Genomic DNA, 15747 nt, shown 5'->3' with positions numbered 1-15747 from the left:
TCGCAGGAAAATTTGAACGGTGGCGACGGTGGTCACTAGGGTCGTGCCTCGAACCTTCATCCGGCAGGTCATCCGTTCGGGTGCGCGGTGAAGGTCCCGTCGCGCCCGAGGACTTCGCGCGGCGGGCGGCCCAGAGAAGAAGGAGCTCGTCTCCGTGGCGTCCCACCGTCGTCCCAAGAAGCCGAGCCGTACTCGGGCCACCGTGCTGACCGCTACCGCGGCCATGGCCGTCGCCCTCTCCGCGCAGGCCGCCCACGCCGACACCAAGCTGTCGAAGTCCGAGGCCAAGGACCAGGTCGACAAGCTCTACGAAGAGGCGGAGCAGGCCACCGAGAAGTACAACGGGGCCAAGGAGCAGCACGACAAGCTGGAGAAGCAGGTCAGCGAGCTCCAGGACAAGGTCGCGCGCGGCCAGGACGAGTTCAACCGGATGCGCGGCGCCCTCGGCCTGATAGCCGCCTCGCAGTACCGCACCGGGTCCATAGACCCCACGCTCCAGCTGCTGCTCACCTCGGACCCCGACACCTACCTGGACCGGGCCTCCAGGCTCAGCCAGCTGAGCGCCAAGCAGGCCGACACCCTCCGGCTGATGGCCGCCAAGCAGCGCACCCTCAAGCAGGAGCGCGCGGCGGCCTCCGCCAAACTCGCGGACCTGGAGTCCACCCGCAAGGCCGTCGAGCAGCACAAGGACGAGGTCCAGGGCAAGCTCGCCGACGCCCAGAAGGTGCTCAACCAGTTCAGCGAGAAGGAACGCGCCGAGATCACCGGCGCGGACCAGAAGGGCGGCTCCGGCGGCAAGGCCGGCGACAGCGGCAAGAGCGGCGACAGCGGCCGCGCCAGCCGCTCCGACAGCCGCCCGAACATCCCCGCGGGCTCCGGTCACGCAGCCGCCGCCCTGGCCTACGCGCAGAGCCAGGAGGGCAAGGCCTACGAGTACGGCGCGACCGGAATGTCCACCTGGGACTGCTCCGGCCTGACCCAGTGGGCCTACGGCCAGGCCGGCGTCTCCCTCCCGCGCATCTCCCAGGACCAGGCCAACGCCGGCACCCGGATCTACGACCAGAGCCAGCTCAAGCCCGGCGACCTCGTCATCTTCTACGGCGACCAGCACCACGTCGGCCTCTACGCGGGCAACGGCCAGGTCTTCCACGCACCCCGCACCGGCGCCTTTGTGCGCTACGAGGCCATGAGCAACATGCCCTTCCAGTTCGGTGTGCGCGTCGGCTGATCGGGTTAACACCTCTGCTGAACCTCTGCCGTTCATCACTTCCGCCGCGCCATGCCGCCCTTTCGGGCGAATCACGACTACGGCAAGTGACACCGCGCCCCGCCGATGACCTGCGTCTGACGGCGGGGCGCCGTTTTTGCCGGCCGCGAGGTCTTTGAACCGGGGGTGAGCGCGCCGCTACTGTCTGGCGCGCGGTGCCCGGCCGTCGTCCGCCCGTCGACCGGGCGGCAGGGTCCGCACACAGTGGAAGGGAGTGCGGCACCCCGTGGCGTCCCATCGCCGTTCGCAGTCCGGTCTCACCCAGAGTGTCCGGGTCACCGTCCTGTCCGCCGCCATGGCCACCGCCGCGGCCGCCTTCTCGGCGGCTCCCGCGCTCGCCCGGCCCGGTGCCCCCGCCGACGACTCCAAGGCCTCCGGGACGGTGAAGGCACAGCTCGACCAGCTCTACGAACAGGCCGAGCGGGCCACCGAGAAGTTCAACGCGGCGGGGGAGCGCGCCGACGCCCTGCGGGAGCGCGTGGAACAGGTCGCCGACCGCGTCGCGCGCGGCCAGGAGAAGGTCAACCGGATGCGCGACGCCCTCGGGCTGATCGCCACCGCCCAGTACCGCCACGGTGCCGTGGACCCCGCCATCGAGCTCATCCTCTCCTCGGACCCCGACGGCTACCTCGACAAGGCCGCCACCCTCGACCGCGTCACGGGCCGTCAGGCCGAGGAGCTGCGCGCCCTGCTGGCCGCCCAGCGCACCCTGCGCCAGGAGCGCCAGGAGGCCGCCCGCACCCTCGCCGAGCTGGAGGACAGCCGCCGGGCGGTCGAGCAGCACAAACGGGAGGTCGAGGACAGACTCGCCACCGCCCGCCGACTGCTGAACTCCCTGCCGGACGCCGACCGCCAGGAGTACGCCCGCGCCTCGCGCTCCGGGGAGCGCTCGGGCGGCCCGCTGCGGGCCGCCGCCCTGTCGTCCCTCGGCGACGTCTCCGAGGTCGTCGGCTCCGGCCGGGGCCTCGCCGCGGTCATGGCGGTCCGCCAGGCCGTCGGCTCGCCCTATGCCTGGGGTGCCACCGGGCCGGGCGCCTTCGACTGCTCCGGGCTGATGCAGTGGGCCTACGGCCGGGCCGGGGTGGGCCTGCCGCGCACCTCGCAGGCGCAGCGCAACGCCGGGCGGCACGTCTCCCTCTCCGAGGCCCGCCCCGGAGACCTGGTGATCTACCGCGACGACGCCAGCCACGTGGGGATGTACGTGGGCAACGGCCAGGTCGTGCACGCGCCCTACCCGGGGGCGCGGGTGCGCTACGACCGGGCCGACATGATGCCCATCTCGTCCGTCACCCGCCCCTGAGGGCGGCCGCCCGCACGGTGCGTACGATGCGGGGGTGACGGACGGTGACGGTGATGGCGGCAGGCCGGTCGGGCGGCGGGCGGTGTGCGGCCTCGGCCTCGGTCTCGCCGCGGCCGCGCTGACGGGCTGCGGCCCCGGCGCCCCCGCCGCGCCCCCGGAGCCGGACGCGGCGTCCGTGCGGCGGCTGCTCGACCACTGGGCGGCGGCGGTGCGGCGGCGGGACGAGAACGCGTACCTCGCCGTCGTCGACCCCGCCGCCGACGGCTACCGCGCCGAGCGCCGCCTGGTGTTCGCCAACCTCGCCGCCGTGCCGCTCGCCTCCTGGGAGTACCGGCTGGTGCGGCTCGCGGGCACGGTGGCCGAGGCGGAGCTGCGCTACCGCCTCGCGGGGTACGACACGGCTCCCGTCACCGCCCCGCTCCGGCTCACGCTGACGCGGCGGGACGGCCGCTGGTACGTGGCCGGGCAGGAGACCGGGCACCCGGCGGGGCAGCTGTGGGAGCAGGGCCGGGTCGCGGCCGTCCGGGGCGGGCGGAGCCTCGTCCTGGGCGTGGGCCAGGACGAGCGCCTGCTGAGCGCGGTGGCCGGCCTCGCGGACGCCGCGGTGCCGGCGGTGGACGCGGCGTGGGGCGGGCGCTGGGCGAAGCGCGTGGTGGTCGAGGTGCCCGCCTCCCTGGAGCGGATGGGCGCCCTCCTTCAGACGCCCGCCGCGAACTACCGGGGCATCGCGGCCGTGGCCACCGGCGACCGGATCGTCGTCAATCCCGAGGCGTACGGGGAGCTCGGCGACTTCGGCCGGCGGATCGTGCTCACGCACGAGACGACGCATGTCGCGACGCGGGCGGTGACGACGGCGGCCACGCCGAAGTGGCTCTCCGAGGGCTTCGCCGACTGGGCCGCGTACCGGGGCACGGACCGCACGGCCCGGCAGGCCGCCCCCGAGCTCGCCGCGTCCGTCGACGCGGGCGACCTGCCGTCGGGGCTTCCCGCGAACGGCGACTTCGCCTTCACGGGCGAGGCGGGGCGCTTGGCGCGGGCCTACGAGGGCGGATGGCTGGCCTGCCGGATGATCGCGGAGGGGTGGGGGGAGGGGGCGTTGGTGGCGTTCTACCGGGCGGGGAAGGATGGGTTCCGGGAGGTGCTGGGGATGAGCGAGGGAGACTTCACGGCGAAGTGGCGGTCGTATGTGGCGGGGGCCTTTTGAGGTGCCCGCGTTGTGGGCAATCGTTCCGCAGGGCGGAACGGGTGGGCACAACGCGACCACCGGCCCGCACCCGGCCCGCTAGCTCGGCACCAGCGCCGACTCCCGCTCCGCCGGCGGTTCCGGCTCCCCCTCCGGCGCGCGCGCCTCGGTCACCGTCTCCCGCCAAAGCCTCGCGCAAGCGACCACCGTCGCCGCCACCAGCAACGCATTGCGCAACGTAAGCGTCGCCACCCCCAACTTGTCGCTCGCCACCACATGCGAGAACCAGATGGGAAACTCCAGCTGCGTCAGCGGCGCCGCCAGCAGCACCAGCAGGATCGGCAACCGCTGCCGCGGCGTCCGCATCGTGACGCAGACCGCCGCCAGGCCGATCAGCCAGATCATGTACTGGGGGCTGATCACCCGGCTCGTGGTGGTGAACAGCAGCACCGCCGCGAACGCCGCGTCGTACGGCGTCGTCGGCGTGAAGCGGCGGGCCCGCAGCCGCCACAGCAGCAGCCAGCCGAACGCCAGCACGCTCAGGCCCAGGGCCAGCGCGCTCACCGCGTGGACGTGCCGGCCGAGGAATTCCACCGAGCCGTAGTTGAGGCGCGCCTTGCCGTGCCAGCCGATGTGCCGGGCCAGGTGGAAGACCATCGACCCCAGGGACTCCACCTCGGTGCCCCGGTCGCGCTGGAAGGTCAGGAACGCCAGCGCCCCCGGCATCGCGGCCGTGAAGAACATGCCCAGCACCGCCGCCGTCACCAGGGCCGCGCTCCAGACGGACCGGGTGGCGCGGCCGCGCGGGGTGCCGATGACCAGCAGGACCGGCCAGATCTTGAGCAGTGCGCCGAAGCCCATCAGGGATCCCGCCAGCCGGGTGCGGCGACCCACCGCCAGCAGGGCGGCGACGGCGACGGCGGTGACCATCACGTCGTAGCGGGCGTAGACGATCGGCCCGAGCAGCGGTACGCCCGTCACCCACACCCAGACGCCCAGTGGGCCGCGCCCGCCGCCGCGCACCGAGTGGAGCAGCATCCCCATGACGGCCGCGTCGGCCACGAGGCAGAGGACGAAGAACGCCGGCGCGTAGGCGAGGAACGGCAGCAGTCCGGGGGCGAGCACGGCCAGCGCGGCGGCCGGCGGGTACTGCCAGGTGACGTCGTCGTAAGGGAAGATGCCGCCGCGCAGGACGCCGTACCAGCCCTGGTAGATCACCTCGATGTCGACGGACACGTCCGAACCGGGCATGTCCCACACCCGGAACACGCACATCATCAGAACGGCCCGGGTGACGGCCCACACCCCGATCGAGAGCCGCAGACCAGTGCCCGCCACCATCACTTCACCTCATCCCGCCGTAGGCGCGTGGTAACTGAGAGGAATCATGCCGGTCGAGGGGGCCCGTGCGCGCGGCGACGCGGCGCGGTTGACGGCTGTTCGAACCCGGTACTGTCGGCGGCGATGCACAAGACCCTGATCGTCACGAACGACTTCCCGCCCCGCCCCGGCGGCATCCAGGCCTTCCTCCACAACATGGCGCTGCGCCTGGACCCGGCGAGCATCGTCGTCTACGCCTCCACCTGGAAGCGGAGCGAGGAGGGCCGTGAGGCCACCGCGCGCTTCGACGCCGAGCAGCCCTTCCCGGTGGTCCGCGACCGGACGACCATGCTGCTGCCCACGCCCCGGGTGACCCGGCGCGCGGCCGAGCTGCTGCGGGAGCACGGCTGTACGTCGGTGTGGTTCGGGGCGGCCGCGCCGCTGGGGCTGATGGCGCCCGCGCTGCGGCGGGCCGGGGCCCGCCGGCTGGTGGCCACCACCCATGGGCACGAGGCGGCCTGGGCCCAGTTGCCGGGTTCGCGGCAACTGCTGCGCAGGATCGGCGAGGGCGTCGACACGATCACCTATCTGGGGGAGTACACGAGGTCCCGGATCGCCTCCGCGCTGACGGACGAGGCGGCGGCGCGGATGGCGCAACTGCCGCCCGGGGTGGACGAGAAGACCTTCCATCCCGCCTCCGGCGGCGCCGAGACCCGGGCCCGGCTAGGGCTCGCGGACCGGCCGGTCGTGGTGTGCGTCTCCCGGCTCGTCCCCCGCAAGGGCCAGGACACCCTGATCGAGGCCATGCCCCGAATCCTCGCGGCCGTGCCCGACGCGGTGCTGCTGATCGTCGGCGGCGGCCCCTACGCCGACGACCTGCGCGAACTCGCCGCCAAGACCGGGGTCGCCGACGCGGTCCGCTTCACCGGGCCCGTCCCCTGGGAGGAACTGCCCGCCCATTACGGCGCGGGCGACGTCTTCGCGATGCCCTGCCGTACGCGCCGGGGCGGCCTGGACGTCGAAGGGCTCGGCATCGTCTACCTGGAGGCGTCCGCGACGGGCCTGCCGGTGGTCGGCGGGGACTCGGGGGGTGCCCCGGACGCGGTGCTGGAGGGGGAGACGGGTTATGTCGTGCGCGGCGGCTCCGCCGAGGAGGCGGCCGACCGGATCGTCACCCTGCTGAAGGACCCGGAGCTGCGCCGCCGCATGGGCGAGCGCGGCCGTGCGTGGGTCGAGGAGCGCTGGCGCTGGGACCTGCTGGCGGAGCGCCTCAAGGAACTCCTCTAGCAATGGGTAAGGGGCTCGCGCCTTGGCGCGAGCCCCTTACCCATTGACCGTTGACGGCGGCTCAGCCGTGGTAGATCGCCTCGATCTCGTCCGCGAAGTCCTTCGCGACAACGCTCCGCTTGAGCTTCAGCGACGGCGTCACATGCCCGGAGGCCTCCGTGAACTGCGCGGGGAGGATACGGAACTTGCGCACCGACTCGGCCTTGGAGACCGCCGCGTTGCCGTCGTCCACCGCCTTCTGCACATCCGCGAGCAGGTCCGGGTCGTCGGTCAGCTCGGCGGCCGTGAGCCCGGCGGGCTTGCCGTGCTGCTCCAGCCAGCGCGGCAGGAAGTCCTCGTCCAGGGTGACCAGCGCGCCCACGAACGGGCGGCCGTCGCCGACGACCATGCACTCGGCGATCAGCGCGTGCGCCCGGATGCGGTCCTCGATCACGGCGGGGGCGACGTTCTTGCCGCCGGCGGTGACGATGATCTCCTTCTTGCGGCCGGTGATGCGCAGGAAGCCGTCCTCGTCGAGGGTGCCGAGGTCACCGGTGTGGAACCAGCCGTCGGAGAGCGCCTCGGCGGTGGCCGCCTCGTTGTTCCAGTAGCCGGTGAACAGGTGCTCGCCGTGCAGCAGCACCTCGCCGTCGTCGGCGATCCGCACCACCGAGCCCGGCAGCGGCTGCCCGACCGTGCCGATCCTCGGCTTGTCCCACGGGTTGAAGGCGGTGGCGGCGCACGACTCCGTCAGGCCGTAGCCCTCCAGCACCGTGAAGCCGATGCCCCGGTAGAAGTGGCCCAGCCGCTCGCCCAGCGGGGCACCGCCGGAGATCGCGTGGGTGGCCCGGCCGCCGAGCACCGCGCGCAGCTTGCTGTAGACCAGCTTGTCGAAGATCCTGTGCTTGAGCCGCAGGCCGAAGGAAGGGCCCGACGCGGTGTCCTGCGCCCGGCTGTAGGCGATGGCCGTCTCCGCGGCCCTGTCGAAGATCTTGCCCTTGCCGTCGGCCTGGGCCTTGGCCCGGGCGCCGTTGTAGACCTTCTCGAAGACGCGCGGCACGCCGAGGACCAGCGTGGGGCGGAAGCCCTGGAGGTCGTCGGTGAGGTTGCGGATGTCGCTGACCATGCCCAGCCGGATCGGGGCCATCACCGAGGCGATCTCGACCAGGCGGCCGAAGACGTGGGCGGCGGGCAGGAACAGCAGTACGGACGACTCGCCCACGTTGAACAGCGGCTTGAGCCGCTCGACGACATTGCCGCACTCCGCGAAGAAGCTGCGGTGGGTGAGCACACAGCCCTTGGGGCGGCCCGTGGTGCCGGAGGTGTAGACGATGGTCGCGGGCGAGTCCGCGGTCGCCAGCGCGCTCCGCTCGTCGACCGCCTCGTCCGACAGCGCCTCGCCCGCCGCGCGCAGCCGGTCCAGGGCACCGCGCTCGATCTGCCAGATGTTGGCGAGGTCCGGCAGCCGGTCGCGCACCGACTCGACCGCCGCCTCGTGCGCCGGCGTCTCCACCAGGCAGGCCACGGCGCCGGAGTCGCCGAGGATCCACTGGATCTGCTCGGGGGAGCTCGTCTCGTAGACCGGCACGGTCACCGCGCCCGCGCTCCAGATGGCGAAGTCCAGCAGCGCCCACTCGTAGCGGGTGCGCGACAGCAGGCCGATCCGGTCGCCCGGCTCGATCCCCGCGGCCATCAGTCCCTTGGCGGCGGCCCGCACCTCGGCCAGGAAGCCGGCGGCGGTCACGTCCTCCCAGCGGTCGTCGACCTTGCGCCCTATGACGGCCACCTCGGGGTGGAGAGCGGCGTTCCGGCGGATGAGATCCGTCAGGTTGCCGTCGGCGGGGACCTCGTACAGGGCCGGAAGGCTGAACTCGCGCAAGACTGCTGCTCCTCGTCGGGCGCCGGCGCCGCCGCGTCTTCGAGGGGCGCTGCGTCGGCTGCGGTCCATTGATCAGGCGTTAGGGGGTGCTGGACAGCGTGGACTGCCCGGACGTTACCCACCAGTACGGATTTCGAACAGAGGGTCGCGCCCAGATGTTCCGTGCGTCACATGCCACGGGACCGCTCCCCGCACCCTAGCCCCTCGGCCAGGTGACCGGGAAGTAACCGCAGGTCGGGACCCTTCCGGAGGCCCCGCCACAACACCTAGGGTGATCCGTATGCGAGTCCATGTGGTCAGCGACGTGCACGGCAACGCCGAGGCGCTGGCGCGCGCCGGCGACGGCGCCGACGCCCTGGTCTGCCTCGGGGACCTGGTCCTCTTCCTCGACTACGCCGACCACTCGCGCGGCATCTTCCCCGAACTCTTCGGCGTCGAGGCCGCCGACCGGATCGTCGAGCTGCGCACCGCCCGCCGCTTCGAGGAGGCCCGCGCCCTCTCCCGCGCGCTGTGGGAAGGTATCGACCGCGACAAGGCCGTCGAAGAAGCGGTGCGCAAGCAATACGCCGAGCTCTTCGCCGCCTTCCCCGCCCCCACCTACGCCACCTACGGCAATGTGGACATCCCCACCCTCTGGCCGGAATTCGCCCGCCCCGGCACCACCGTCCTCGACGGCCAGCGCGTCGAGATCGGCGGCCTCGTCTTCGGCTTCGTCGGCGGCGGCCTGCGCTCGCCCATGCGCACCCCCTATGAGATCGACGACGAGACCTACGCCGCCAAGCTCGCCGCCCTCGGCGAGGTCGACGTGCTCTGCACCCACATCCCGCCCGATGTGCCCGAGCTCTGCTACGACACCGTCGCCCGCCGCTTCGAACGCGGCAGCGCGGCCCTGCTGGAGGCCATCCGCGCCACCCGCCCCAGATACGCGCTCTTCGGCCATGTTCACCAGCCGCTGGCGCGCAGAATGCGCATCGGGGCGACCGAATGCGTCAACGTCGGCCACTTCGCCTCCACCGCGACACCCTGGGTGCTGGAGTGGTGACTCGCGGCGGGAGGTAGCCTGCACCGGCAGACCTTTCAGCTGACCATTCACCAGGGCGCGCACCGGTACGGAGGAGCCACACAGATGGCCGAACACACCAGCTCGAGCATCACCATCGAGGCGACGCCGGCAGAGGTCATGGCGGTCATCGCCGACTTCGGCCGCTACTCGGAGTGGACGGGCGAGGTCAAGCAGGCCGAGGTGCTCGAGCAGGACGAGCAGGGCCGCGCCAGCAAGGTCCGCCTGGTCCTGGACGCCGGCGCCATCAAGGACGACCACACCCTCAACTACAGCTGGCCCTCGGCCGGCGTCGTCGAGTGGTCCCTGGACAAGTCCCAGATGCTGCGCCAGCTCGACGGCTCGTACAGCCTGGAGCCCGAGGCCGGCGGCAAGCACACCAAGGTGACGTACACGCTCACCGTCGATGTGAAGATCCCGATGCTCGGCATGATCAAGCGCAAGGCGGAGAAGGTCATCATCGACCGCGCCCTCGACGGGCTGAAGACCCGCGTCGAGAGCGGCGCCGCGTCCTGACCCCCTGACCCTCACGCACCACCGATACGCACCACCGACCATTACGCACCACTCCGCCTGAAGGGCTCTCCTTGCGCACGGTCCTCGTCACCGGTCCCGGCGGCGCGGGCCGCACCACCGTCGCGGCGGCCACCGCCATGGCCGCCGCCCGCGCGGGACGCCACGCACTGCTGCTCACCAGCGACCGCGGCCCCGCCCCGGACGTCGTCCTCGGCACCACCCTCCCCACCGAGGGCAGCGGCGAGGCCTGGGGCTGGCCGTGGGCGCCCCCGCGCGAGGCCGCCCCCGGGCTGTGGGCCTCCCGCGTGGCCCCGGCCGCGCACTTCCACGCCCTGGCCGAAGACCTCCAGAAGCGTGGCACCGGCGTCTTCGACCTCCTGGGCGCCACCCCCCTCGACCCCGAGGAGCTCACCGAACTCCCCGGCGCCGAACCCCTGGCGCTGCTCGCCGCCCTCCGGGCCGCGCACACCGCGACGGGCTGGGACCTGCTCGTCGTCGACATGCCGCCCCTGCTGGAGACCGTGGCCCTGCTGGGCCTGCCCGAGCAGCTCGGCCGCTATCTGCGCCGGCTGCTGCCCCCCGAGCGCCAGGCCGCCCGAGCGCTGCGCCCCATGCTCGCCCAGCTCGCCGGCGTGCCCATGCCCGCCCAGCGGCTCTACGAGACCGCCGAACGCTGGCAGCGGGAACTGGCCGCCGTCCGCGACGTCCTGGAGTCGCCCGACACGACCGTGCGGCTCGTCGCCGAACCCGGCCCACAGGCCCTCGCCGCCCTGCGCGCCGCCCGCGCCGGGCTCGCCCTCCAGGGCTGCCGGATCGATTCGCTCGTGGCGAACCGGCTGCTGCCCGAGGACTCCACCGACCCCTGGCTGGCCGCGCTCGCCGCCGAGCGGCGCGACGCCCACAAGACGCTGTGCGAGGAGTTCCTCGCCGACGGCGTCACCGTGCGCGAACTGCCCCACCTCGGCCGCGCCCCCCAGGGCCCGGACGACCTGGAGATCCTGGCCGCCCGCGCCACCCTGCCCACCGCGGACCACCCGCCCGCCGAACCCTGGGCCGTCGAGGACCGCCTCGCCACCGACGGGATGCTGATCTGGCGGATCCCGCTGCCCGGCGCCACACGGGACGGCCTCGGCCTCGTCCGCCGGGGCGACGAACTAGTCGTCTCCGCCGGGCCGTTCCGCCGCGTCCTCACGCTGCCCTCCGCGCTGCGCCGCTGCGGTGTCGCGGGGGCCGGGCTGCACGACGGCGAGCTGTGCGTGCGCTTCGTCCCCGACCCCGGCCTGTGGCCCCGGACGCCCTGAACGGCCCGGCGTCGTCCGGCGTCGTTCGGGTAACGTCGAAGGAAAATCCAGCCAGCGGGAGTCCGTCATGAGCGAAGCCACCGAGCGCCCCGGTCCCGGCCGGGCGCCCGACCCCGACGCCTGGGAACGGGCCTGCGCCGAGGACCTCGCCGCCGAGGAAGCCCGCCGCCGCGCCGCCGGCGGACCGGGCGAGCAGCCCGGCAGCGCCGCCGAGGAGCTGCGCAAACTCGTCGAGGCCGTCGCCGGCAAGGTCTCCTCCTTCCAGCTGCCGCTCGCGGGCGCGACCGCGCAGGGAGCCGTGCGGGAGATCGTCGAACAGGCCAAGGCGGCCGCCCTGCCGGTCATCGAGCGCAACCCCGAGGTCTTCGACCACCTGGCCGCCGCGGGCTCCGAACTGCTGGCCGCCTACCGCGCCGCGGTGACGAGACAGGAGGCGCGCTGGACCCGCGACGAGCCGGCGCACGAGCCCTCCGCGCCGCGTGAGGGGGAGGCGAAGAGCGGGGGCAGTGAGCGCATCGACCTCGACTGATCCGGCCCTCCGGTACGGTTAGCCCTGGCGGGGTTCGAGCGAAAAACCGAGGTACACATGGGACTCACCATCGGCGTCGACATCGGCGGCACGAAGATCGCGGCCGGCGTGGTCGACGAAGAGGGCTCGATCCTCGCGACGTGCAAGGTGCCGACCCCGGACACCCCCGAGGGCGTGATCGACGCGATCGCCGACGCGGTCCGTACGGTCAGCGAGGGCTTCGAGGTCGAGGCCGTGGGCATCGGCGCCGCCGGCTACGTCGACGACAAGCGGGCCACGGTCCTCTTCGCCCCGAACATCAACTGGCGGCACGAGGCGCTCAAGGACAAGGTCGAGCAGCGCGTCGGCCTCCCGGTCGTCGTCGAGAACGACGCCAACGCCGCCGCCTGGGGCGAGTACCGCTTCGGCGCGGGCCAGGGCCACGACGACGTCATCTGCATCACCCTCGGCACCGGCCTCGGCGGCGGCATCATCATCGGCAACAAGCTCCGTCGCGGCCGCTTCGGCGTGGCCGCCGAGTTCGGCCACGTCCGTGTGGTGCCGGACGGCCTGCTCTGCGGCTGCGGCAGCCAGGGTTGCTGGGAGCAGTACGCGTCGGGCCGCGCGCTCGTCCGCTACGCCAAGCAGCGCGCCCAGGCCACCCCGGAGAACGCCGAGATCCTGCTGGGCATGGGCGACGGCACCCCCGAGGGCATCGAGGGCAAGCACATCAGCGACGCCGCCCGCCAGGGCGACCCGGTGGCCATCGACTCCTTCCGTGAGCTCGCCCGCTGGGCCGGCGCGGGCCTGGCCGACCTGGCCTCGCTCTTCGACCCCTCGGCGTTCATCGTCGGCGGCGGCGTCTCCGACGAGGGCGACCTCGTCCTCGACCCGATCCGGAAGTCCTTCCGCCGCTGGCTCGTCGGCGGACAGTGGCGCCCCCACGCGCAGGTGCTCGCCGCGCAGCTGGGTGGCAAGGCCGGTCTGGTGGGAGCGGCCGACCTGGCCCGTCAGGGCTGAGCACCGGTGCATTTCTGAGCGGAGGGGCGATGCTCGCGGACCTGCCGGAATCCTCGACCGACGCGGAAACGTCCGTTGTCCGCGTGCTCTCCTACAACATCCGCTCCATGCGTGACGACGTCGCGGCGCTGGCCCGGGTCATCCGGGCCTGTGCGCCCGACGTCGTCTGCGTTCAGGAGGCGCCGCGCTTCTTCCGCTGGCGCAAGGCGGCGGCCCGCCTCGCCCGGGAGTCGGAGCTGGTGTACGTCACCGGCGGCGGGACTGCCTCCGGTCCGATGATCCTCACCTCCCTGCGTGCCCGGGTGGAGTGCGCGGAGGCCCTGCTGCTGCCCCGGCGCCGCGGTCTCCACCAGCGGGGGCTGGCCACGGCCGTCCTGGGTTTCGGGCGGGCCCGGCTGGGAGTTGTCAGCTGCCATCTGAGCATCGACGCGGACGAGCGGTACGAGCAGGGGCGGCTGGTACTGGAGCGGGTACGGGGGCTGGGGGTGCCGCACGCCGTCGTGGCGGGCGACCTCAACGACCGGCCCGACGGGCGGACGTTCGGCCTGCTGGCCGGCGAACTCCAGGACGGCTGGGCCGTGAAGCCGTGGGGGCGTGAGCACACGACCCGGCTCGGCGACCCGCTCCAGCGGATCGACGCGGTCTTCGCGACCGAGGGCGTCGAGGTGCTGGGGTGCGGGGTGCCGATGGGGCTGACGGGGGTGAGCGAGGCGGATCTGCGATCCGCCACGGATCACCTGCCGGTATTGGCTGCCCTGCGGGTGCCTGTGGCTTAGGCGGGGGAGGAGGCCCCAGTCCCGCCCTTCCACCGTTTCCCGGGGCTCCGCCCCAGACCCCGCTCCTCAAACGCCGGAGGGGCTACTACTTAAACCACCGCGCCGCGGCCCGGGTCGTCGTCATCGTCCTCGTCGCCGTCCTTCATGCGCAGGACGAGCGTGGCGAAGCCGCCCAGGAAGCCGCCCACCCCCAGGGTCGTCACCCACCAGGTCAGCTCCTGGCGCAGCAGCACCATGACGAGCAGCAGCAAGGGGCCGCCGAGGACCGCGATCCAGGCGAAGCGCGATGTGACGTCGCCGGTCGGCAGGGGCGGGGGCTCCGGCGGGACGAAGTGGCCCTCGTCCGCCGCCGGGACCGCACCCGTGTCGGTGGGCTCCGGCTCCGGCGTGGTCCAGTCGCGGGGGCCGACGCCCGGGGCGAAGACGATGGAGCCGCCCGGCCGCCCGGGCTCGGCCGACGGGGGCTGCTCCTCGGGGGCCGGCTCGGTCCTGGGGGGCTCCGGCGCGGCGTTCTTCACCTCGTCCAGGTCGCCGGTCGCGGGCCAGCGGCCCTTCTCCGGGTCCGGCTGCTCGCCGTAGGCGGCGACGAGCTCGGCCCAGGCGCGGTCCTCGTCCAGGGGGTCGCGGCTGTCGTCGCGGTCGCGGTTCGCGTCGGGTTCAGCCATGGGACGCCGCCGCGGGGGAGCCGGTGAGCCGGCTGATGAAGGCGTGGGTCTGCTCGAAGATCGTTTCCGCGTCGTGGTCCAGGGTGGCCACGTGGTAGCTCTTCTCCAGCAGTCGCTCGGTGACGTCCATGGAGGAGACCCGGGACAGGATGCGCGCCGAGTCGGCCGGCGGCACCACGTGGTCCTGGGGGCTGTGCATCAGCAGCAAGGGCTGCGTCACCTGCGGCAGTTCGGAGTCCAGCTTCCGCAGGAAGCCGCGGAAGGAGTGCGCCGCCTGGAGCGGCACCCGGTCGTAACCGGTCTCCTCGACGCCCGGCTTGGCTATGTCGCTGGCGATGCCCTTGGTCGTCCGTACGAGGTGGCGCGTCACCGGCAGCGTCCGGGCGGCCAGGCCGTGCACCTTGTTGGCGGGGTTGACCAGGACGATGCCGGAGATCGCCGCCCCGTGACGGGCCGCGAGGCGCAGCGTCAGGGCGCCGCCCATCGACAGTCCGCACACGAAGACCCGGGAGCACCGCTCCCGCAGCCTCCACAGTTCGCGGTCGACCTCCGCGTACCAGTCCTGCCAGCCCGTGATCGCCATGTCCTGCCAGCGGGTGCCGTGCCCCGGCAGCAGGGGAAGTGAGACCGTCAGGCCCCGCTCCGCGAGATAATTGGCCCAGGGCCTTACGGACTGCGGGGAACCGGTGAAGCCGTGACACACGAGGACGCCGACCTCTCCGCCGTCATGGCGGAACGGCTCGGCTCCGGGGAGGAGCGGCACCGGGATCTCCGATCAAGGAACGAGACAACGGGAAACGAGAGGGTCTGGCCCTCAGCCTACGCGGAGCGCCGCACGGCGGGTAGGCAGGTTAAGGTCTCCTCGTCACACACAGGAGGTTCTCGGTTGTTCTACGGCGCAATGAAGCTGTCCATCGGCGGGTCGCTGAAGCTTGCCTTCCGGCCGTGGGTGGAGGGCTTGGAGAACATCCCGGCCGAGGGGCCCGCGATCCTCGCGAGCAACCACCTGTCGTTCTCGGACTCCTTCTTCCTTCCCGCGGTTCTCGATCGCAAGATCACGTTTATCGCCAAGCAGGAATACTTCACCTCCCCCGGGGTCAAGGGGAAGCTGACGGCGGCGTTCTTCAAGGGCGTCGGCCAGCTCCCGGTCGACCGTTCCGGTGCCCGTGGTGCCGGTGAGGCCGCGATCAAGAGCGGTATCGAGGTGCTGGAGCGCGGTGAGCTCTTCGGCATCTACCCGGAGGGCACCCGTTCCCCGGACGGCCGTCTCTACCGCGGCAAGCCCGGTGGGCTCGCCCGGGTGGCGCTGGCCACCGGTGCCCCGGTGATCCCCGTCGCGATGATCGACACGGAGAAGATCCAGCCGCCCGGCAAGGTCGTCCCCAAGCTGATGCGGCCGGGCATCCGGATCGGAAAGCCGCTGGACTTCAGCCGTTACCACGGCATGGACGGCGACCGCTTCATCCTCCGCTCGGTGACCGACGAGGTCATGTACGAGATCATGAAGCTCTCCGGCCAGGAGTACGTCGACATCTACGCGACCGCCGCCAAGCGGCAGATCGCGGACGAGGCGAAGCGGAAGGCCGAGGAGGAGAAGGCGGCGAAGGCCGCCGGGCTCGAAAAGGCCGACACGGCCGACACGGCCGAGAAGACGGAGAAGGCGGAGGACAAGCCCGAGGCGTAACC

15 protein-coding genes are annotated in these 15747 nt (G+C 72.7%); 11 read left to right on the top strand and 4 right to left on the bottom strand.

The window, feature by feature from the left end:
- Positions 1-154 precede the first annotated feature (154 nt).
- The 3 genes from ACFYZR_RS01495 to ACFYZR_RS01485 all read left to right on the top strand — a co-directional run bounded on the left by ACFYZR_RS01495 (position 155) and on the right by ACFYZR_RS01485 (position 3771).
- Complete coding sequence (locus ACFYZR_RS01495; RefSeq protein WP_391903302.1) at positions 155-1228, top strand: NlpC/P60 family protein; 1074 nt, start codon at positions 155-157, stop codon at positions 1226-1228.
- 265 nt (positions 1229-1493) lie between these two features.
- Positions 1494-2567 (top strand): NlpC/P60 family protein, encoded by a 1074-nt coding sequence (locus tag ACFYZR_RS01490; protein WP_391903300.1) that lies wholly within the window; start codon positions 1494-1496, stop codon positions 2565-2567.
- Positions 2568-2601: 34 nt separating this feature from the next.
- The gene (locus tag ACFYZR_RS01485; protein ID WP_391903297.1) at positions 2602-3771 is read left to right on the top strand and encodes a hypothetical protein; all 1170 of its coding nucleotides are present in this window, start codon (positions 2602-2604) and stop codon (positions 3769-3771) included.
- Between the two features lie 78 nt (positions 3772-3849).
- Here ACFYZR_RS01485 and ACFYZR_RS01480 read toward each other — a convergent pair whose 3' ends face one another.
- The gene (locus ACFYZR_RS01480) at positions 3850-5091 is read right to left on the bottom strand and encodes a glycosyltransferase 87 family protein (protein ID WP_391903294.1); all 1242 of its coding nucleotides are present in this window, start codon (positions 5089-5091) and stop codon (positions 3850-3852) included.
- A gap of 123 nt (positions 5092-5214) precedes the next feature.
- Between ACFYZR_RS01480 and ACFYZR_RS01475 the strand changes: the two genes are divergently transcribed.
- Positions 5215-6357: a glycosyltransferase family 4 protein gene (locus tag ACFYZR_RS01475; protein WP_391903291.1), complete on the top strand. Its 1143-nt coding sequence runs from the start codon at positions 5215-5217 to the stop codon at positions 6355-6357.
- Positions 6358-6418: 61 nt separating this feature from the next.
- Here ACFYZR_RS01475 and ACFYZR_RS01470 read toward each other — a convergent pair whose 3' ends face one another.
- Complete coding sequence (locus tag ACFYZR_RS01470; RefSeq protein ID WP_391903288.1) at positions 6419-8215, bottom strand: AMP-dependent synthetase/ligase; 1797 nt, start codon at positions 8213-8215, stop codon at positions 6419-6421.
- Between the two features lie 280 nt (positions 8216-8495).
- Here ACFYZR_RS01470 and ACFYZR_RS01465 point away from each other — a divergent pair, with 280 nt between their 5' ends.
- From ACFYZR_RS01465 to ACFYZR_RS01440, 6 genes are all read left to right on the top strand, one after another.
- A complete protein-coding gene (locus tag ACFYZR_RS01465; protein WP_391903285.1) occupies positions 8496-9257 on the top strand; it encodes a metallophosphoesterase in 762 nt (253 codons plus the stop codon).
- An 84-nt stretch (positions 9258-9341) separates the two neighbouring features.
- On the top strand, positions 9342-9791 hold the full coding sequence (locus ACFYZR_RS01460; RefSeq protein WP_391903282.1) for an SRPBCC family protein: 450 nt from the start codon (positions 9342-9344) through the stop codon (positions 9789-9791).
- A gap of 71 nt (positions 9792-9862) precedes the next feature.
- Positions 9863-11092, top strand: a complete 1230-nt coding sequence (locus ACFYZR_RS01455) for an ArsA family ATPase (protein ID WP_391903279.1) — start codon at positions 9863-9865, stop codon at positions 11090-11092.
- Between the two features lie 67 nt (positions 11093-11159).
- Positions 11160-11621 (top strand): DUF5304 domain-containing protein, encoded by a 462-nt coding sequence (locus ACFYZR_RS01450; RefSeq protein ID WP_391903276.1) that lies wholly within the window; start codon positions 11160-11162, stop codon positions 11619-11621.
- Positions 11622-11678: 57 nt separating this feature from the next.
- Positions 11679-12620, top strand: coding sequence for an ROK family glucokinase (locus tag ACFYZR_RS01445; RefSeq protein ID WP_391903273.1), 942 nt, complete (start codon positions 11679-11681; stop codon positions 12618-12620).
- Between the two features lie 29 nt (positions 12621-12649).
- The gene (locus ACFYZR_RS01440) at positions 12650-13396 is read left to right on the top strand and encodes an endonuclease/exonuclease/phosphatase family protein (protein WP_391903270.1); all 747 of its coding nucleotides are present in this window, start codon (positions 12650-12652) and stop codon (positions 13394-13396) included.
- Between the two features lie 89 nt (positions 13397-13485).
- Here ACFYZR_RS01440 and ACFYZR_RS01435 read toward each other — a convergent pair whose 3' ends face one another.
- Positions 13486-14061, bottom strand: coding sequence for a hypothetical protein (locus ACFYZR_RS01435; protein ID WP_391903267.1), 576 nt, complete (start codon positions 14059-14061; stop codon positions 13486-13488).
- Positions 14054-14824, bottom strand: a complete 771-nt coding sequence (locus ACFYZR_RS01430) for an alpha/beta hydrolase (protein ID WP_391903265.1) — start codon at positions 14822-14824, stop codon at positions 14054-14056. The genes ACFYZR_RS01435 and ACFYZR_RS01430 overlap by 8 nt, the downstream gene beginning before the upstream one ends.
- A gap of 123 nt (positions 14825-14947) precedes the next feature.
- On the opposite strand from ACFYZR_RS01430, the gene ACFYZR_RS01425 reads away from it, so the two are divergent.
- A complete protein-coding gene (locus tag ACFYZR_RS01425; protein ID WP_391903262.1) occupies positions 14948-15745 on the top strand; it encodes a lysophospholipid acyltransferase family protein in 798 nt (265 codons plus the stop codon).
- Positions 15746-15747 lie beyond the last annotated feature (2 nt).

It is taken from the genome of Streptomyces sp. NPDC001678 (genome assembly GCF_042892945.1).
GTDB lineage: Bacteria > Actinomycetota > Actinomycetes > Streptomycetales > Streptomycetaceae > Streptomyces.
The sequence above is the reverse complement of the archived record's forward strand: the minus strand, read 5'-3'. Positions and strand labels throughout refer to the sequence as shown.